Annotated in this window: 18 protein-coding genes; 13 read left to right on the top strand and 5 right to left on the bottom strand. The window is 60.8% G+C overall.

Translation table 11 applies throughout. From position 1 onward, the window contains the following. Positions 1–108 precede the first annotated feature (108 nt). Both IGS75_RS04555 and IGS75_RS04550 read right to left on the bottom strand, forming a co-directional pair. Positions 109–531 (bottom strand): flagellar biosynthesis regulator FlaF, encoded by a 423-nt coding sequence (locus IGS75_RS04555; protein WP_202257758.1) that lies wholly within the window; start codon positions 529–531, stop codon positions 109–111. Between the two features lie 147 nt (positions 532–678). Then, positions 679–2,196, bottom strand: a complete 1,518-nt coding sequence (locus tag IGS75_RS04550) for a flagellin (protein WP_202257757.1) — start codon at positions 2,194–2,196, stop codon at positions 679–681. Between the two features lie 177 nt (positions 2,197–2,373). On the opposite strand from IGS75_RS04550, the gene IGS75_RS04545 reads away from it, so the two are divergent. The 4 genes from IGS75_RS04545 (at position 2,374) to IGS75_RS04530 (ending at position 7,948) form a co-directional block, all read left to right on the top strand. Continuing rightward, positions 2,374–3,606, top strand: a complete 1,233-nt coding sequence (locus IGS75_RS04545; RefSeq protein ID WP_141350404.1) for a putative DNA modification/repair radical SAM protein — start codon at positions 2,374–2,376, stop codon at positions 3,604–3,606. Then, positions 3,603–5,099: a UdgX family uracil-DNA binding protein gene (locus tag IGS75_RS04540; protein ID WP_237468981.1), complete on the top strand. Its 1,497-nt coding sequence runs from the start codon at positions 3,603–3,605 to the stop codon at positions 5,097–5,099. The genes IGS75_RS04545 and IGS75_RS04540 overlap by 4 nt, the downstream gene beginning before the upstream one ends. A 168-nt stretch (positions 5,100–5,267) precedes the next feature. Continuing rightward, positions 5,268–6,374 carry an HlyD family secretion protein gene (locus tag IGS75_RS04535; RefSeq protein WP_146861662.1) on the top strand — a complete coding sequence of 369 codons (1,107 nt, stop codon included), beginning with the start codon at positions 5,268–5,270 and terminating at the stop codon, positions 6,372–6,374. Continuing rightward, positions 6,371–7,948, top strand: a complete 1,578-nt coding sequence (locus IGS75_RS04530) for a DHA2 family efflux MFS transporter permease subunit (protein WP_141350408.1) — start codon at positions 6,371–6,373, stop codon at positions 7,946–7,948. The genes IGS75_RS04535 and IGS75_RS04530 overlap by 4 nt, the downstream gene beginning before the upstream one ends. Here the strand turns inward: IGS75_RS04530 and IGS75_RS04525 are convergent. Continuing rightward, the gene (locus IGS75_RS04525; RefSeq protein ID WP_141350410.1) at positions 7,942–8,592 is read right to left on the bottom strand and encodes a TetR/AcrR family transcriptional regulator; all 651 of its coding nucleotides are present in this window, start codon (positions 8,590–8,592) and stop codon (positions 7,942–7,944) included. The genes IGS75_RS04530 and IGS75_RS04525 overlap by 7 nt on opposite strands. Positions 8,593–8,690: 98 nt before the next feature. Here IGS75_RS04525 and IGS75_RS04520 point away from each other — a divergent pair, with 98 nt between their 5' ends. After that, positions 8,691–10,268: an efflux transporter outer membrane subunit gene (locus IGS75_RS04520; protein WP_202257756.1), complete on the top strand. Its 1,578-nt coding sequence runs from the start codon at positions 8,691–8,693 to the stop codon at positions 10,266–10,268. Between the two features lie 50 nt (positions 10,269–10,318). On the opposite strand, the gene fbaA is transcribed toward IGS75_RS04520, so the two are convergent. Beyond that, the gene (gene fbaA, locus IGS75_RS04515) at positions 10,319–11,395 is read right to left on the bottom strand and encodes a class II fructose-bisphosphate aldolase (protein ID WP_202257755.1); all 1,077 of its coding nucleotides are present in this window, start codon (positions 11,393–11,395) and stop codon (positions 10,319–10,321) included. Between the two features lie 170 nt (positions 11,396–11,565). Here fbaA and IGS75_RS04510 point away from each other — a divergent pair, with 170 nt between their 5' ends. From IGS75_RS04510 to IGS75_RS04485, 6 genes are all read left to right on the top strand, one after another. Beyond that, on the top strand, positions 11,566–12,333 hold the full coding sequence (locus IGS75_RS04510; RefSeq protein ID WP_141350422.1) for a response regulator: 768 nt from the start codon (positions 11,566–11,568) through the stop codon (positions 12,331–12,333). A gap of 20 nt (positions 12,334–12,353) precedes the next feature. Then, positions 12,354–13,718: an ATP-binding protein gene (locus IGS75_RS04505; RefSeq protein WP_141350424.1), complete on the top strand. Its 1,365-nt coding sequence runs from the start codon at positions 12,354–12,356 to the stop codon at positions 13,716–13,718. Positions 13,719–13,834: 116 nt separating this feature from the next. Further along, a complete protein-coding gene (locus tag IGS75_RS04500; RefSeq protein ID WP_202258198.1) occupies positions 13,835–14,398 on the top strand; it encodes a NifU family protein in 564 nt (187 codons plus the stop codon). Positions 14,399–14,401: 3 nt separating this feature from the next. Continuing rightward, the gene (locus IGS75_RS04495) at positions 14,402–15,022 is read left to right on the top strand and encodes a malonic semialdehyde reductase (RefSeq protein WP_202257754.1); all 621 of its coding nucleotides are present in this window, start codon (positions 14,402–14,404) and stop codon (positions 15,020–15,022) included. Further along, the gene (gene tsaB, locus IGS75_RS04490; RefSeq protein ID WP_202258196.1) at positions 15,013–15,639 is read left to right on the top strand and encodes a tRNA (adenosine(37)-N6)-threonylcarbamoyltransferase complex dimerization subunit type 1 TsaB; all 627 of its coding nucleotides are present in this window, start codon (positions 15,013–15,015) and stop codon (positions 15,637–15,639) included. Before IGS75_RS04495 ends, tsaB begins: the two co-directional genes overlap by 10 nt. 32 nt (positions 15,640–15,671) lie before the next feature. Beyond that, a complete protein-coding gene (locus IGS75_RS04485) occupies positions 15,672–16,079 on the top strand; it encodes a GNAT family N-acetyltransferase (protein ID WP_202257753.1) in 408 nt (135 codons plus the stop codon). Here the strand turns inward: IGS75_RS04485 and IGS75_RS04480 are convergent. Continuing rightward, a complete protein-coding gene (locus IGS75_RS04480) occupies positions 16,066–16,314 on the bottom strand; it encodes a sulfurtransferase TusA family protein (protein ID WP_141350428.1) in 249 nt (82 codons plus the stop codon). The genes IGS75_RS04485 and IGS75_RS04480 overlap by 14 nt on opposite strands. Positions 16,315–16,395: 81 nt before the next feature. On the opposite strand from IGS75_RS04480, the gene IGS75_RS04475 reads away from it, so the two are divergent. Together IGS75_RS04475 and IGS75_RS04470 are read left to right on the top strand one after the other, a co-directional pair. Then, positions 16,396–16,803 carry a MucR family transcriptional regulator gene (locus IGS75_RS04475; RefSeq protein ID WP_011252343.1) on the top strand — a complete coding sequence of 136 codons (408 nt, stop codon included), beginning with the start codon at positions 16,396–16,398 and terminating at the stop codon, positions 16,801–16,803. 104 nt (positions 16,804–16,907) lie between these two features. Beyond that, positions 16,908–17,441, top strand: coding sequence for a Fur family transcriptional regulator (locus tag IGS75_RS04470; protein ID WP_202257752.1), 534 nt, complete (start codon positions 16,908–16,910; stop codon positions 17,439–17,441). Positions 17,442–17,508: the final 67 nt, after the last annotated feature.

Genomic DNA, 17,508 nt, shown 5'->3' with positions numbered 1-17,508 from the left:
TGCACTCCTGTCGCGAACAGGGAACGAAAAAGGGCGCTTGGCTAAGCCGGCGCCCTGAAGCGGCATATCAACACCGAAAATGGTAGGACCAGACAGTCGTGCCGGATTTCAGCCCACGAGTTCCAGCGAGGATCTCGTGGGGGCCGTGGAATAGGCACCGGCCATGGCGGGCGCCACGTTCTGAGGCACCGGGGCTGCGACCAAACCTTCGATCATGTCGTTGTTGATGTCGATGAGTGGCTGCAGATCCTTCGGCGCGTTGAAGGCGGAATTGGAATAACGCATCGACCAGGATCCGACCTTGATCAGATCGTCGCGCAGAACAGGCGGCAGAGGGCAGTCGACCCGCTCGACGCTCAAGGACAGTAGGCTCCAAAGCTTCAGATTGGCCGCCAGAGCGGCGACCTTTGCCTCGTGATCGGAAGCCTGCGTCAGAAGCATATTGACGTGCCGGAACGCCATGATTTCGACTTCCCGCGAAGAAAGGTAGCTTCCGGACTGTTTCTGATACTGTGAGGATGCGTAAGTCACGACGGCAAACTCCTTTCGGGAAAGACTGTTTCAGGAGCCGCTGCGGGATGAAGCAGCAGGCTACTGAAGCAGTCCTGCGTATGGGCAGGGGAAGGTCTGGGGCGTGAAGGGCACCGGAAAGAAAACCGGTACCCTTCAGATGCCTGATCAGCCGCGGAAGAGGCTGAGCAGGGTGGAAGACTGCGAGTTTGCAATCGACAGCGACTGAACAGCCAGCTGCTGCTTCGTCTGAAGCGAGGTCAGCTTGGCGCTTTCCGCTGCCAGATCTGCGTCCGTCAGGGCGCCTACACCCGTCGTCAGTGCGTCGGACAGGCTGGATGTCGTGGTCTGAAGGTTGGAAATCGTCGTGCTGGAATAACCGATCGAAGAGGCGGTGCGTGTCACGCTCGAAATCGCAGCCTGAATGACGGCGCTGACAACAGCCGCGCCAGTGACAGCTGTGGCTGTACCAGTGAAGCCCGCAGGGGTTCCGGCTGTTCCGGCGGCGACGACCCCGGAGGTGACTGTGCCCATCACGGTCTTCGTGGCAGCAATAGAATTGCCGGCGATGGTCAGATCATTGCTGGTGTCACGGGAGACACCGAAGCCCTGATATTCCATAGCCTGCGTCATCAGGTCGACTTCTTTGACGCTTTTTGCGCTTAATGTACCATTTGAGGTGCTTAGACTTGTTGCGGCGGACGTATTGACGTCCGTGACGACAGTTTTACTCGTCACGTTTCCATTGGCGTCGAAAGCCGTGTTGGCGGTATAAACGGAGTTACCATTGCCGTCCTTGGACTGGACAATGCTGTCGCCGTTGTTCAGCGAGTAGGTAATCGACCCGTCGGATGCTGTGGTTTGGGATGTGATTGTAACCGTGCCCGAATCCGCCAGGGTGCCGTCCGAATTGAGCGAGAAATCGCTACCACTCCCGCCGATTGCCTTGCTCAGCACACCCAGAGCGTCGCCCTGCCCGGCAGTAGACTGGTCGTCCGCGATAAAGTTGTAGGTGACAGACGGGTTCGATGCACTGACAGTGCCGCCCGTTCCGGCTGCTGCAACGTTCTCCATCTGGATAGCTGGATTTGCTCCGAGGGCAGTCGAAGTTGCAGACGTATCGCTGCCCAGTGCCAGCAGCGAGCCCTGCGTATCCATGCTCAGGTTGGACAGGCCAAGGCCTGCGGATGTCACGTTGAAGCCGTTCTGCGTGAACATCGTGCCCTGTGCATCCATGGCGGTGGACAGGGTTGTGTAGCTCGTGCCGTTGCCCGTCTGGCCGGACAGCAGGTTTACACCTTCGAACTTGGCGCCCGTGGCAGCAGAGTCGATGGCGGACAGGGTCTGCGTGATGGCGGTGTTCAGGGTCGAGTCGTCGACGCCCGTGGTGTTCGTGCCGATCGTGGTTGCCAGGGACTGCAGGGAAGCCGAGATACTCGACAGACCCGTCGTCGCCGTGTTTAGCACCTGAGCGGAGAACTGAAGGCCTGTGGAGACGCCCGACAGTGTCGAGAGCTGGGCGGTCATGTTCTGGGCAATGGAATACATTGCGGGATTGTCAGACGCGCTGTTGACCGACTTGCCCGTGGAGACCGCGTTTTCGGTCTGGGTCAGCTCAGCCGTCGTCTGGTTGAGGCTCTGGAGTGCGGCCATTGCCGCAGTATTTGTATTAATTGACAATGACATTGAATTCGTTCTCCGTCGGTGCAGGTTTGCGTCCTCAGGATAGGGGGGAGTAGTTAACGGAAGCTGAATCCGGATCGTTAAAAAAAGCCCTCCGAAAATAACGAAAAATCGGGAAAAACTGGTTAATTTCACGCTTTCTCTTGCGCTCCAGACTCTGGAACGAAATAAGAACGCAGTATGAAGAAATCCCTCTCCCAGCGCTTGGCGATTCTGTCTGATGCGGCGAAATACGATGCGTCCTGCGCGTCGAGCGGGTCGGGGCGCAGGGATTCGGCCAAAAGCGGCGGCATTGGCTCCACGACCGGGAACGGAATCTGTCATGCGTACACGCCGGACGGGCGCTGTGTGTCGCTGCTCAAAATTCTGCTGACCAACTTCTGCGTCTACGACTGCGCCTACTGCATCAACCGCTCGTCCTCGAACGTGGAGCGTGCCCGCTTTACGCCCGAGGAAGTCGTGTGGCTGACGCTGGAGTTCTACCGGCGCAACTGCATCGAAGGGCTGTTCCTGTCTTCGGGCATCATCCGCTCGTCCGACCATACGATGGAACAGCTCGTGCAGGTGGCGCGGGACCTACGTTTGAAACACGGATTCCGGGGCTACATCCATCTCAAGACCATCCCCGACGCATCACCGCGTCTTCTGGAAGAAGCCGGGCGCTATGCGGATCGCCTGTCGATTAACGTTGAAATGCCGACCGTCGCCGGGCTGGAACAGTACGCGCCGCAGAAAAAGGCGAGCGGTATCCGGCAGGCGATGGGGGAAATGCGCCTGAAGATCGACGCGGGTAAGGACCGCAGCCATACCGGTCGCCGGGCGGAGCGCTTCTCGCCGGGGGGGCAGAGCACACAGATGATCGTGGGGGCGGATGCCGCGTCCGATCAGGATATTCTCGCCAGCAGCGCCAATCTTTATGGCTCTTACGGGCTGCGTCGCGTCTATTATTCCGCCTTCAGCCCCATTCCCGACGCCTCGGCCCTTCTGCCCGCGAAAAGCCCGCCGCTTCAGCGTGAGCACAGGCTTTATCAGGCTGACTGGCTGTTCCGGTTCTACGGGTTTGCGTTTGGAGAACTGACGGCCGGTCGCGCGGATGGGATGCTCGATCTGGAGTTGGACCCCAAGCTGGCCTGGGCGCTGGATAACCGGGCGCTGTTTCCGGTTGATTTGAACCGGGCATCGAAAGAAATGCTGCTGCGGGTGCCGGGGCTGGGGGTGAAGGCCGTGGCGGCCATTCTCAGGGCACGGCGGCATCAGGCGGTACGGCTGGAGGATCTGGCACGGTTGAATGTATCCATCCGTAAGGTGCGTCCCTTCGTGCAGACGCCGGGCTGGAGTCCCGCTCGCCTGACCGACCGGCATGACCTGCGCAGCCTGTTCAGCCCCGCGCCCCAGCAGATGAGCCTTCTGTGACGCGCTACGTCCTCATGGTTGAGGACAGTGCCGCGTTTGAGCCCTGGCGGGAGATGGCCCGCGCGGCATTGCAGTGCGCAATCCCGCCCGAAGCCATCGACTGGCGCATCCGGGGTGGCGAGACGGATCTTTTCGGACAACTCGCGGACACGGACGACGGGATGGAGGCGCTGACGGCGGCCCCTTTTGCGAAAACCGTGACATTGCGGGCGTCCTGTATTGCGCTGCTGCGGGACATGCTGTGCCATTCCGATCCCGGCCGGTTCGCGCTCGCCTACCGGATCGCCTGGCGGGTGCAGGGCAATCCGCATCTCCTGGATGTGGCGACCGACGCCGATATCGCCAAAGCCCGGATCATGGTGAGGCAGAACCGGCAGGACTGTCACAAGATGATGGCTTTTGTCCGCTTCCGCGAACAGCCAGTACAATCGGATGAAGGGGAGGGGCGGCGACGCTTTCTCGCATGGTTCGAGCCGCAGCATCATATCCTTGAACGTATCGCCCCGTTCTTTTCGAAGCGCTTCACGGATATGGACTGGATGATCCTTACCCCGCGTGGCTCGATCTGCTGGAACGGCAAGGATCTTGCCTACTCTGCGGAAGCCTGTGAGCAGCCGGAACTGGACGACGGGTTCGGGGATCTGTGGAACACCTATTACGCCTCCACTTTCAATCCCGCCCGCGTCCGTACGAAAGCAATGCGCCGCGAAATGCCGGGCCGTTATTGGAAAGACCTGCCTGAAACCCGCCTGATCCCGCAGCTTGTCTCGGGTGCGGAAGCGCGGGTCCGGGCGATGGCCGAGCAGGAGCTCCAGCCCGCCCCGGCTTTTCATGAGCGGCTGCGGTCCCGTGAGGAGCGTCCGGTGGAATTCTTGCCTGACCTGCCGGAGAGCCTTGACGGACTGGCGGCCCGGATCCGCACCTGCACGTCCTGCCCGCTACACTGTTCGGCGACGCAGGCTGTCGTCGGGGAAGGGCTAGCCAACGCACGCATCATGGTCGTCGGAGAGCAGCCGGGCGATCAGGAGGATCTGGCAGGGCGTCCTTTCGTCGGTCCGGCAGGACAGCTTCTGCATGAGGCGCTCGGAGAGGCCGGGGTCGATCGTAGTGCGCTGTATTTGACGAATGCCGTCAAACATTTCCGTTTCCGTCTTCAGGGGCGTCGGCGCATCCATCAGAACCCGGATGCAGGGCATGTGGCGGCTTGCCGCCCCTGGCTGGAGCAGGAAATTGCGCTGATTCGTCCGAAACTCATCGTATCGCTGGGGGCCACGGCACTCAGGGCGCTGGACGGGCCGGGCATGGCGATGTCGGATATTCGCGGGACGTCATGGACCGTGGGAACTGGCGAAAATGCCGTCCGGCGTCTGGCGCTTGCCCATCCGTCCTGGTTGCTGCGGCTGGGGGAGGGGGCCCAGGGTGAGGGCGAGCGGCAGCGCTTCGTAGAGGGGCTCGGCCGTCTGAGAAACTTTCCGGATCAATCGGGGTTGTAGGGGGCGGCACGTCTCGGAGAATGGAAACGGATCAGTTTTTTCCAGCTTGAAGCCCATGAGACGATATGCCATGGATGACCGAACCGATCGGTCAGTAGAGGGTTTTCACGCCCCACAGCACATCCGGTCATGATCTGACAGACTTGTTTTCAAAGCGAGACAAACATTATGGCGCAAGGCGATCAGGCCGATCACGCGCAGGGTGACACGACATCCGACAAGAACGGAAAGCCGCAGAAAAAGCGCAATCCCCTTGTCCGTGTCGCGCTGATTCTGCTGGTGATTGTGGTGCTCGTGGGTATCGGGGCCTATCTTTTCCTGACCCGCAACAATATCGAGACGGATGACGCTTACACGGCTGGTCGCAAGATCGCCATTGCGCCCCACGTCAACGGTTACGTTACGCAGCTTCTGGTGAACGACAACCAGTTCGTCCATGCGGGTGACCTGCTCGTGCGGATCGACAGCCGCGATTATGCTGCGTCCCTGAAGAAGGCCGAAGCCGCCGTCTCTCAGGCGAAAGCCAATATCGATGCGTACCAGCTCATGCTGGCCGTGGCGCACAAGAACTTCCCGGGACAGCTCGTCACCGCGCAGGGTAACCTTGCCGCAGCGCAGGCGCAGCTTGTGAAGGCCGAAGCCGACTATCGTCGCCAGCGTTCGGTGGCCCGCGCTGCCACTTCGCAGCAGGACATTGATTATGCCCGCGCGGCGCTGGATCAGGCGAAAGCCCGCGTGTTGCAGGCCCAGGGTCAGCTGACGCAGGCCGAGCCGGTGAAGGAAAACGTGGCCAATGCGGACGCTCGCGTCACGCAGGAACAGGCCGCGCTCGCATCCGCTAATGCCGATCTGACTCAGGCCCGTCTGAACCTTGAATGGACGGAAGTCCGCGCCCCGCATGATGGCTGGGTTTCCCAGCGTAACGTCGAGCGCGGCAACTTCGTGCAGACCGGTCAGCAGATGTTCTCCATCGTCGAGCCAGAGGTCTGGGTCGTGGCGAACTACAAGGAAACGCAGCTCACCCACATGCGTCCGGGTCAGAAGGTGGACATCGAGGTCGATGCCTATCCGCAGCTCAAACTGCATGGCCATGTGGATTCCATCCAGCTCGGCTCGGGTGAATCCTTCAGCGCCTTCCCCCCGGAAAACGCGACCGGTAACTTCGTGAAGACGGTGCAGCGTATCCCGGTAAAGATTGTGCTGGACAGCGGCCTTGATCCGAACATCCCGCTGGCCCTTGGTTTGTCTGTCGTGCCGACGGTCTATGTGAAATGAGCGATACTGCTGGGCATCAGGACTGGAAACCCAGTCACAATCCTTGGCTTGTGGCCGTCACGGTCACGCTGGCGGCTTTCATGGAGGTGCTGGACACCACCATCGTCAACGTGGCGCTGCCGCATATCGCGGGATCGCTCGGCAGTTCGTACGATGACGCCACCTGGGCGCTCACGTCCTATCTGGTGGCGAACGGAATCGTCCTGACGATTTCGGGCTGGCTGTCGCGCCTGTTCGGCCGCAAGCGCTACTTCCTCATTTGCATCACGATGTTTACCGTCTCGTCCTTCCTGTGCGGACTGGCGACGTCGCTGCCCATGCTCGTGGTGTTCCGGCTCATGCAGGGCTTCTTCGGAGGCGGCCTGCAACCGAGCCAGCAGTCCATTATTCTCGACACCTTCCCGCCCGAAAAGCGCGGGGCAGCGTTCGGTCTGACCGCCATCGCCACCATCGTCGGCCCGGTTCTCGGTCCGATGCTGGGCGGTTACCTAACGGATAATTTCTCCTGGCGCTGGATCTTCTTCGTCAACGTGCCTTTCGGGATCCTGACGGTCATGGCCGTGACGGCCTTCGTCGAGGATCCGCCCTGGGAACGCAAGAGGCGCGAGAAGGTGGACGTGGTCGGCATCAGCTTGATTACGCTGGGTCTCGGCTGCCTCGAAGTCATGTGTGATCGTGGCGAGGATGACGACTGGTTTGGCTCGCCGTTCATTATCAGCATGGCCGTTCTGGGGGCGATCGGCGTCATCGGGGCAATCGTCTGGCTGTGCTATGCGAAGAACCCGCTGGTCCGCCTGTCGGTCCTCAAGGACCGCAACTTTGCGACGGGGATGCTTCTGATTTCGATGGTGGGTGCGACGCTTTATGCCTCGGCCATCATCGTTCCGCAGTTCGCTCAGCAGGTTCTTGGTTACACAGCGACGACATCCGGCCTGCTGTTGGCTCCGGGCGGTGTCGCGGTGATCTGTCTGATTCCCATCGTGGGCAGGCTGATGAAGTTCATCCAGATGCGCTATCTCATCGCGTTCGGGTTCTTCGCGATGGGCATGGCCATGTTCCAGGCATCGAACCTCTATGCCGGGATGGATTTCAGGCACCTGATGTTCTACCGCATCAGCCAGACAGCCTCGCTGGCCTTCCTGTTCGTGCCGATCTCCACGATCGCCTATTCGACCCTGCCGCGTGAGCTGAATTCCGATGCGTCGGCCCTGTTCTCGATGGCCCGGAACTATGTCGGCTCGCTGGCGATTTCGCTTGCCACCGCTGCCATCATCGAGACCCGGCAGCGGCATCAGACCTATGTGACGGACCACATGACCCCGGCGAACCCGGAGTTCAACAGCTATATCGCTACCGTCCAGCAGGCCGCACAGGCGCATGGCATGGCTCCGGCACAGGCGCACAGCTTCGCGATGTACCGGCTTTTTCAGGAGTTTACCTCGCAGGTCTCCATGTTGGCCTATAACGAAGTGTTCGACTGGATCGGCGTGATCGCGCTGTTCGTGGTGCCTCTGTGCTTCCTGCTGTCACCCAACGGCAAGAAGGAGGCCCAGGCCTCCGGTGGCGGTCACTGATGGCGGGGTTCGTAGATCTTCATAAAGCTGTCGGCGGTGAAAGCCGCGAATGTCGCAATGGCGGCATCGCTGTCATCGACCGGCAATCCGAAACGGCGGCGCTGTACGATGCGGGTCTGGCACATGAGCATGAACTGCTCGGCCGACAGGCGCGGATCGGGGATGTCCAGCTCACCGCGGTCCACGATGCGCGTCAGGTATTCCGTCAGGTTGCTGAGCTTCCTGTCGAAGCCATACCGCCAGAACGTGTCGGCCAGATTGGGAAATTTCTCGACCTCGCCCACGATGATGCGATACAGCCCCAGCGCCACCGGGGAAATCAGCATATGGACCGCTATTTCCGCAAACCGGATCAGTGTCAGGCGGACGGATTGTTCATCGCTGCGCGAAAGCGCCTCGATCGGTGTAAGACGGCAGCGGACCTGTTCTTCGAAGAACGCGGAGAACAAGGACGCCTTGCCATCAAAATGATTGTAGAGCGTTCCCTTGGAGACGCCTGCCACCTGCGCGATCCGGGACATGGATGCCCCTTCGTAGCCATCCGCCAGAAAGACCGTTCCCGCGCCTTTCAGGATCTGTTCGCGCTTGGCGCATCCTCCAGGGTCGGCGCTGCCCGCGTGGCCGTCGTCCATGATGCCCGTCATGTGAGCGAGAGATCCTTCTATCCGTCAGGTCGAGTTCCTGACATGCTGACCGAACCGGTCGGTCACCGCAAGATCATTTCCGCCTCAGGAGTTTCTTTGTGAGCGCAGCCTTCACTTCCCGCGCGCTGCTTTGCGGCTGCGCCCTGTTCACCTTGTCCGGCTGCCTCATGGTGGGGCCTGAATACCATGCGCCCAAGCCCTGGTCGCCGGCACATTACGCTGATCATGCGGCCGGCGCGCCCGACAGCATCGTCAGCGAGATGAAGGCCGACAGCCACTGGTGGCAGATCTTCCACGATCCGGAACTAACCTCGCTGGAAGACCGTCTGGTCAACCAGAACCTGTCTTTCCGCCTTGCGACTGCCAATCTGGCGCAGAGCCGCGCGCAGCTCATCATGGCCGGGGCTGAGCGCTTCCCGACCCTGAGCGCTTCGGGCTCGTACCAGCGCAGCCAGTACAGCACCAAGGAGATGCAGGAGATCATCAGCCGGGTGGGCGGCAATATCGCAAAGTCCGCAGGGAGCGTTGCCGGAGCTTCGGTCGGTCCGCTTCTTCAGGGCGCGGCCGATGGTGCTACGGTTCCGCTGCTGAACCAGTGGCGTAGCGCGATTGATGCGACCTATGAAATTGACCTGTGGGGCCGTGTCGCGCACCAGTATGACGCCGCCAAAGCTGATCTTCAGGCTACGGACGAGGAGCGGCGCTCCATTCTTATTGCTCAGCAGGCCGACATGGCGCATGGCTATATGAGTCTGCGTGGCGACCAGCAGCGCCTGAAGATCCTGCGCGACAATATCAAGGTCCTGACCCAGATCGCCAGCATCGCACAGGACCGCTATCGCGGCGGTCTGGTGACGGAACTGGATGTGGATTCCGCACAGGCCCGCCTGCATGATACACAGGGTCAGGAAGCACAGCTTGAACAGGCCGTGGCGCAGGAAGAGAACGCGCTCGCCCTGCTTCTGGGCGCCCCGCCAGAGAGCCTCAACACTGAACTGGAAAAGAACGCCGGCGTGCCGGTCGTCCCGCCGGTGGTGCCTGTCGGCCTCCCGTCCGAGCTGGCCCATCGCCGCCCGGACATCCGCGAGGCCGAAGCCCGTCTGCGCGGTGCCGTGGCCGAAGTGGGCGAGGCCACGGCGGATTTCTATCCAAAGGTTACGATCAACGCCGATTTTGGCTTCCAGACCCTGTCCTTCCGTGATCTGGGCTTCTGGAATGCGCGGGCGTGGAATGTCGGCCCGTCCATCTCTTTGCCGATTTTTCAGGGCGGTCGTCTGTACGGTCAGCTTGAGTTGAAGAAATACGCTCAGAAGGCGGCCGCTATTTCCTATCAGCAGACGGTCATCAAGGCCTGGCATGACGTGGATAACGCGCTTATCGCCTATCGTGACGAGCAGCTTCACCGTCAGGGCCTACAGAACGCCGTCAACGACAATAGCAAGGCGCTCATGCTGGCCCAGAGCCAGTATCGCAGCGGTTTGACGAACTACCTGAACGTCCTGAACGCACAGGCGCAGCTCCAGTCCGCCCAGCTTGACCTCGCCAACAGCGATGCCACGCTGGCGACGAACCTGACGCGCCTTTACAACGCGCTCGGCGGTGGCTGGGAGGATGCACTTCCCGACAGCCGGGACGTAGCCAAGGCGCAGCTCGCTTCCGCCACGCCCGACCCCTGAAATCCGGCAAACCTGTTCAGGAGGCTGGAGCCTCCTGAACGCTGGTCCTGTCAGGATGTGCGGGCGACGGACCGGCCCTTGGAGCCCAGGATCTCGAAGGCTTCATCCAGGCGTTCGACAATGGACTTCTCGCCCACGCGCAGCCATTTGCGCGGATCGTAGAGCGACTTCATCGGTTTGTCGGTGCCGGGATCGATCTGATGCTGGAAAGCCGTCGGATGTTCCAGAACATAACTGCCCACGCCATGCGCGAAGGCGAACTGGATGTCGGTATCGAGGTTCATCTTGAACACGCCATAGGACACAGCAGCGTCGATTTCCGCGATCGTGGATCCCGATCCGCCATGGAAAACCAGTGGCAGCGGCTTGGGGCCGCTCTGCGTCGCTTTCTGAACGGCATCCTGCGAATTTTTCAGGATTTCGGGACGAAGCTGCACATTGCCCGGTTTGTAGACACCATGAACATTGCCGAAGGACGCAGCGATCGACACGGTCCCGATCGGGGAGAGCAGTTCCCAGGCTTTCAGCACATCCTCTGGCTGCGTGTAGAGATGCGCGTTGTCCGCACCTTCTTCGAGGTCATGGCCGATGCCATCTTCCTCGCCACCCGTAACGCCCAGTTCGATTTCCAGCCCCATTCCCAGCGGTGCCAGACGCTTCAGCATGGAAGCTGAAGTCGCAAGATTTTCTTCCAGCGGTTCCGTGGAAAGGTCGAGCATATGGGACGTGAACAGCGGCTTGCCGGTCGCCTTGAACTCGTCCTCGCTCATCGTAATGAGGTCGTCGAGCCAGGGGATCAGCTTGCGGTCGGCGTGGTCGGTATGGAGAATGACGGCAATGCCGTATTCCTTCGCCAGAAGATGGACATGACGCGCCATGGACGCCGCGCCCAGCACACGGGCCCGATGGGCATCTGGCAGACCTTCGCCCGCATAAAAACGCGCCCCACCGTTGGAAACCTGGATGATGACGTCCGATCCGTTGCGGGCAGCCGCTTCCAGAACCGCGTTGACGCTGTCGGTGCCGACGACATTGATGGCGGGAAGGGCATAGCCCCCTTCGTGGCAGGCCTTGATCAAGGCCGTATAATTGGCGCCACTGACGACGCCGGGAGAAACTCGTGACATGGGCGACTCCGACTGAACGCATGAAACGGGCCAGCAGAACGGGCATGGCCGTGATGTGTTGTACTGTACGATGTTAATCTCTTTTCGTCATGAGCGCTAAAGTGTCGGGAACAGTTGTTTTCAGGATTTGTTGCTTGTGATGCCAACCCTGTGGAGACTATGGAAAAGACATGGTGCCAAATCTTTCTGACCCCGATCTCCCCGCCCGTATCCTCGTTGTCGAAGATGATGCGGGCATGCGGACCCTCATTCTTCGTGCCCTCCAGGGCGGCGGTTTCCGTGCCCGTGGCGTTGCCTGCGGGGACGAGATGTGGGCTGCGCTTGAAGTGGCCCCCGTCGATCTCATCATCATGGACATCATGCTGCCCGGCAAAAGCGGCATCGAACTGTGCCGCGCGCTGCGCAGCGGGCAGGGGGCCACGCATGAGAACGAAACCTCGCCGGCCCAGGTGCCGATCATCATGGTTTCAGCTCGTGGCGAGGAACGCGACCGCGTAAACGGTCTCGAATCGGGCGCGGATGACTACGTTCCCAAGCCCTTCGGCCAGCGCGAACTTCTGGCGCGTGTGCGCGCGGTGCTACGCCGCGGCATCGCTACCGGTGCGCCGCAGGAGCGTGTGCGTCGCGAGACGCTGCGTTTCGCAGGCTGGACGCTCGACCTGCGCCGTCGCGAACTGACGGACCCGTCCGGAGCCACCGTCGATATTTCCGGCGCGGAGCACGATCTGCTGACGAGCTTTCTGGACAATCCGCAGCGGGTTATCGCCCGTGACCGGCTTCTGGAACTGTCACGCACCCGTCTGGGCGACGTGTCGGACCGCAGTATTGACGTTCTCGTCAGCCGTCTGCGCCGCAAACTGGGCTCTGACGCCGATCAGCTGATCCGTACGGTGCGCGGTCTGGGTTACATCTTCGTGGCCGAGGTTGAACGGGTCTGAACATCCAGCATCGCATTCTGATGTGGCCGCTGGGGCTGGTCGGGCGCGTCTGCGTTGTCCTGACCGTCGCAGTGACACTGGTGTTCCTCACGAATGCCATTTTCTACGGTCAGGCAGAGACCTACATTGTTGATGACGTGCGTATCGCCCAGCTGGGCGAGGCGCTGAGTACGGATCTTCGCGTTCTCGCCGCAGCGCCCGTCAGCCAGAGATCCTTTTTGGCCGTCATGCTTTCGGGCAGTGAGCTCAGCGTGGCGTGGCAGCCAGCCTCGATCACGCCTGCGCTGCCGGGGCACTACCCGGTTGCACTTACGCAGCTCGTCAGGCGTCTGACCGCAGACGATCCCATTCTCGAACAGGCCCATCTGGAACTGTATACGCTTGGGCCGGGAAGTGCGGATGTGCTGGGCTCTCAGCGCCTGCCGGATGGAAGCTACATCCATTTCCGTGTACCAGGCATGCTCGGTCATCACCGCGTCACGCGTGGTCTGGCTTCGGCCGCCATCGCAGCAGGCGCAGTAGCCATTGCGGCGGCCATGTTGATCCGCGGCCTCAGTATGCCGCTCCGCGCCCTGGTCTCGGTGGCGGACCGGATCGGCTCCAGTGAGAAATGGGTGCCGCTGGCCGAACGCGGACCGCCCGAAGTCCGCGGGCTGGCCCACGCCATCAACGCTATGCAGGACCGCATTCAGAGCCTCATCAATGATCGCACACAGGCGCTGGCAGCCGTCTCTCACGACTTGCGGACGCCTCTAACCCGGCTGCGCCTGCGCTGTGGCTTTCTCAGTGACGGCGAAGCACAGGCCGCCATCGAGGCCGATCTGGACGAAATGGAAGCCATGGTGAACGGTATTCTGGCGTATCTCGCTGGCGCCGATGATCCGGAAGTGCCTCGTACCATCAATATCGTCGCTACGCTCGAAACCCTCGTGGATGATCATGTTGATCGCGGGCACGAGGCCCGTTACGAAGGGCCGGACCGCGCTCTGCTTCATGTCCGTCCGCTCGCCATGAAGCGCGTGCTGTCAAACCTGATCGAAAACGCCATCAATTACGGCGGCAATGTCCTCGCCACTCTCCGCACCCGCGAGGACGGCGCATTGGAGATCTCCATTAGTGACAGTGGCCCCGGCATCCCCGAAAGTGAATACCAACGCGTCCTGACCCCGTTCTATCGTCTGGAAGGGTCGCGCTCGCGCACCACAGGGGGAATCGGCCTGGGGCTTGCAATCGTTCAGCGTGAAATCGCTCGCGAGGGCGGCTCTCTGGTTCTGGGGCGTGGAGATGCCTTGAGAGGCTATGGCGGCTTACGCGCGACCATCATCCTGCCCCGTGGACTCCCTTCTCCGGCAAGGAAAACCGAGGGGCAGAGCGAGCAGGTCTGAAAACATCCGGCCTGCCGTAAAAACACGGGAAGTCGGACCAATGTAGTCCCGACACTTGCACCTTGGGGCGAAGTGGCACATGTCAGGGCGGACTGGAACGCAAGGACATGACCACGATGTTCATCGAGACCGAAGACACTCCCAATCCCGCTACCCTGAAATTCCTTCCCGGCCGCAGCGTGACCGGCGATGCCCGGCCCGTTGATTTCGGTGATGCCGATGTCGCTCTCGGACGCTCGGAACTGGCGACCGCCCTGTTCGGGCAGCCGAATGTGCGCCGGGTCTTTCTTGGCGGCGATTTCGTCTCTGTCACGAAGTCTGACGACATCAGCTGGGGCGATCTCAAGCCCATCGTGCTGGGCACGATCACGACCTTCTTCGAAAGTGGCCGCCCGGTTCTTTCGGGAACGCAGTCCGCTCCGGAACATGACGTTGCTCCCGAGGATGCCGAAGTCGTCAGCCGTATCCAGGACCTGCTGGACACGCGCGTGCGGCCTGCCGTGGCCGGTGACGGCGGCGACATCGCATTTCGCGGCTACAAGGACGGCGTGGTCTATCTGGCCATGCAGGGCGCATGCTCCGGCTGCCCGTCCTCCCGCGCGACCCTGAAGCACGGCGTTGAGAACATGCTGCGGCACTATGTTCCCGAAGTCGTCTCGGTCGAACAGGTCGAGGACTGAACCATGGACGGCCAGACAGCCCCTGATTGCGCCCCGGTTCCGGGCGCGGAAGCCCTGTTCACGCAGGCCCGGACGCCGCGCAGTTTCTCGCCGCGCCCGGTCGGGGAAGATGTCCTGCGCCGTCTGTACGATCTGGTGAAGCTGGGGCCGACATCCGGTAACTGCTCGCCGGGTCGTTTCGTTTTCCTGACGACGCAGGATGCCCGTGAGCGCATCCGCCCCGCGCTGTCGCCGGGAAATGTGGCTCGCGCCATGGCCGCTCCGGTTCTGGCTGTTGTCTGCCATGATCCGCTGTTTTTTGAGGCGCTGCCCCGGCTGAACCCGCAGGAGGGCCTGCGCGACTGGTTTGCCGCTGATGTGGGCCTTTCCGATGAAACGGCGTTTCGCAACGGCACGCTTGAAGGTGCCTATCTCATCATGGCCGCCCGGATGCTGGGCCTGTCCGCCATGCCGATGTCCGGCTTTGACTGTTTCATGGTCGAGGACACGCTGTTGAACGCCACCGGCTGGCGCGTGAACTTCCTTGTCGGGCTGGGCTATCCGGCAGAAAACGAACCCGCCCCCGATCATGCCGAACCGCGTGCGCCCCGTCTGGACTTCGGGGAAGCGTGTCTGTGTCTGTAAGGACAGTTGTTTTCAACGGGGCAGGGGCCGGTACTGGTCTGACCAGTCTGGTGGCGCTTGTTCAGGACGGGCATGTCGTCGCAGAAAAACTGATGGCCGGTCGTGGCGCTTCTGAACATTTCGCCCCCGCCATCCGCGACCTCCTGACGCAGAGCAACTGGACCACGCCCCCAGATCGCGTCGTCGCCGTCATCGGTCCGGGCTCGTTCACGGGCCTGCGCTCGTCCCTGTCGCTGGCAGCAGGACTGGCGGCAGGCTGGAACTGCCCCACGATCGGCGTCACGCTCGGTGCGGCCATCCGTGCCACGCTTGCCCGTCCGGACGCCGTTTGTGTCAGTATCGCCCGTCGTGGCCGGGTTTTCGTGGATCCGCCGTATGGTCCTGTCACCGCCAGTCAGACTGCCGATCTTGATCCCGCAGGCTGGGCCTGCGTGACGGGTGACGCTGTTTCTGAAAAGACCGACTGGCCCTGTCCAGTGCTTCCCTGCGAGACCCCTGATGCGCTGGGCATCCTGCAGGCGGCGCAGGGCGTTACGCCCGGTCCGTTGATGCCGCTCTATGTCGACCCTCCTGAAGCTAAGCCCCCCGCTGCCGGCCTGAGGTCTGCGCCACTGTGAACAGTCCTGAAAAGGATTTTCAGTTACGCGTCATGGGGATCGAATGTGCGTCGCTTCTTGCAGCGCTGCATGAAGTCACATTTCGCGGCGGAGAAGTCTGGGACGCAACTTCATTTGCCGCCCTGCTTTCAGGTTCAGGGACTGAAGCGACGCTTGCCGTGATAGACACTGTTCCCGTCGGCTTCATTCTTACACGGTCCATTCTGGACGAGACGGAAATCCTGACCCTGGCCGTACACCCGGATTTCCGGCGCCGCGGCATAGGACAGGCTCTGGTGCAGAACGTTCTGGGTAAAGGTAAAGTATTTCTGGAGGTAGCAGTCTGTAATAATCAGGCAGCTGCGCTGTATGAGAAGTGCGCTTTTGTAAAAGCCGGGATCCGTCGCGCTTATTACAGGGACGGAAGCGATGCCCTGGTACTTGTTTCTAGCAATGTTTAACGGTCAGGTAGTAAAGATTTTGGCTGCCAGTAACAGGTGAATTTTCTAGAATTGTGTGGCCGAGTGCCTTTACCGACGCGCAAACATTCTTCCGTGTTTCTGTTCCGCGAAGGTGGATCTCAAGTCTCTGTCCGGAAGTCATGGTGTCAAGTTTCACCCGGACATATACTGTGGTCATGGGACATTTTTTTTCAGTTATATCTATGAAAAATGTTTCATTTTCTGTCACGCGCATATTTCCTTTTTTTTATGCTTGAACTGGCCAATTTATGACTGCTACATGCTCACTCGCTCAAGGATGAAGGACTTAATTACAATGTCGCAAGAGACAAATGCCCCCGAACTGCATCAGCTGACCGCGCAGATCGTCACGGCCTATGTATCGAACAACGATATTCCGGCTGACGCTCTTCCGGCTTTGATCCGGTCCGTTCATGACTCTCTTGCAACGGTGAACGTTCCGGAAGAGGCTCCTGTTGAAAAGCCTGTGCCGGCTGTTTCGCCGCGCAAGTCGGTTTTCCCGGACTACATCATCTGCCTGGAAGACGGTAAGAAGCTGAAGCTGCTGCGCCGTCACCTCAAGACCGCCTATAACATGACGCCGCAGGAATACCGTGAGCGCTGGGGTCTGCCGCCGGAATATCCGATGGTTGCGCCGAACTACGCGAACCACCGCTCCTCTCTGGCCCGCAAGATCGGCCTCGGCCGTCGTCGCGAAGACTGAGAGTCGCTTTTTCCTGCCGTCGGTTTCTTCATCCTGGCGGTAGGAAAAGTCTAACAGGCTCCACGAAGTGGACAAGATGCCTGTTTTTCGGCTAGTCCGCAGATATGGTCGCAGATACGAAAATCGCCGAGAGACGCGCTAGCCCAGGGAATCGGAAGGCCCCGTCTTCCCCTGTGCCGGATGATTCGCACATTGCCCGCCTGTGTGTGGAAAGCGGCCTGAAAATGACCGGGCAGAGACGGGTGATCGCCCATGTTCTGTCCGTGGCTGATGATCACCCGGACGTCGAGGAACTGTATCGCCGCGCGTCCGAGATCGACAGCCGCATTTCCGTGGCAACGGTCTACCGCACCGTCCGCCTTCTGGAAGAAAAAGGCATCCTCGAACGCCGTGATTTCGGTGGCGGTCGTGCACGTTACGAAGCCAGTGACAGCGGCAATCACTATCATCTGATCGATGTGGACAGTGGCCGCGTCGTCGAATTTGAGGACGAGGAGCCGGTTCGTCTTCTGGCCCAGCTTGCCCAGCGTCTGGGGTTTGACCTTGTCTCGCATCGGATCGAATTGTTCGGCCGCCGCGCCGAACCCGATGACAGGCAAACATCTCCTTCAGAAAACAGCAACAAGAGCGGATCATGACCACCAAGCCGGCTGGCACACCTCTTTCCGTTCCAGATGACGCCACAGTCGCTTCAGTTTCGGCGCC

This window comes from Gluconobacter sphaericus, assembly GCF_016757795.1.
GTDB lineage: Bacteria > Pseudomonadota > Alphaproteobacteria > Acetobacterales > Acetobacteraceae > Gluconobacter > Gluconobacter sphaericus.
The sequence above is the reverse complement of the archived record's forward strand: the minus strand, read 5'-3'. Positions and strand labels throughout refer to the sequence as shown.

Excerpts from the sequence above, each read along its gene's own strand:
- IGS75_RS04550 (WP_202257757.1), bottom strand. The coding sequence starts at position 2,196 with ATGTCATTGTCAATTAATACAAATACTGCGGCAATGGCCGCACTCCAG.
- IGS75_RS04545 (WP_141350404.1), top strand. The coding sequence starts at position 2,374 with ATGAAGAAATCCCTCTCCCAGCGCTTGGCGATTCTGTCTGATGCGGCG.
- IGS75_RS04535 (WP_146861662.1), top strand. The coding sequence starts at position 5,268 with ATGGCGCAAGGCGATCAGGCCGATCACGCGCAGGGTGACACGACATCC.
- IGS75_RS04530 (WP_141350408.1), top strand. The coding sequence starts at position 6,371 with ATGAGCGATACTGCTGGGCATCAGGACTGGAAACCCAGTCACAATCCT.
- IGS75_RS04525 (WP_141350410.1), bottom strand. The coding sequence starts at position 8,592 with ATGACGGGCATCATGGACGACGGCCACGCGGGCAGCGCCGACCCTGGA.
- fbaA (WP_202257755.1), bottom strand. The coding sequence starts at position 11,395 with ATGTCACGAGTTTCTCCCGGCGTCGTCAGTGGCGCCAATTATACGGCC.
- IGS75_RS04510 (WP_141350422.1), top strand. The coding sequence starts at position 11,566 with ATGGTGCCAAATCTTTCTGACCCCGATCTCCCCGCCCGTATCCTCGTT.
- IGS75_RS04505 (WP_141350424.1), top strand. The coding sequence starts at position 12,354 with ATGTGGCCGCTGGGGCTGGTCGGGCGCGTCTGCGTTGTCCTGACCGTC.
- IGS75_RS04500 (WP_202258198.1), top strand. The coding sequence starts at position 13,835 with ATGTTCATCGAGACCGAAGACACTCCCAATCCCGCTACCCTGAAATTC.
- IGS75_RS04495 (WP_202257754.1), top strand. The coding sequence starts at position 14,402 with ATGGACGGCCAGACAGCCCCTGATTGCGCCCCGGTTCCGGGCGCGGAA.
- IGS75_RS04485 (WP_202257753.1), top strand. The coding sequence starts at position 15,672 with ATGGGGATCGAATGTGCGTCGCTTCTTGCAGCGCTGCATGAAGTCACA.
- IGS75_RS04480 (WP_141350428.1), bottom strand. The coding sequence starts at position 16,314 with ATGCGCGTGACAGAAAATGAAACATTTTTCATAGATATAACTGAAAAA.
- IGS75_RS04475 (WP_011252343.1), top strand. The coding sequence starts at position 16,396 with ATGTCGCAAGAGACAAATGCCCCCGAACTGCATCAGCTGACCGCGCAG.
- IGS75_RS04470 (WP_202257752.1), top strand. The coding sequence starts at position 16,908 with ATGGTCGCAGATACGAAAATCGCCGAGAGACGCGCTAGCCCAGGGAAT.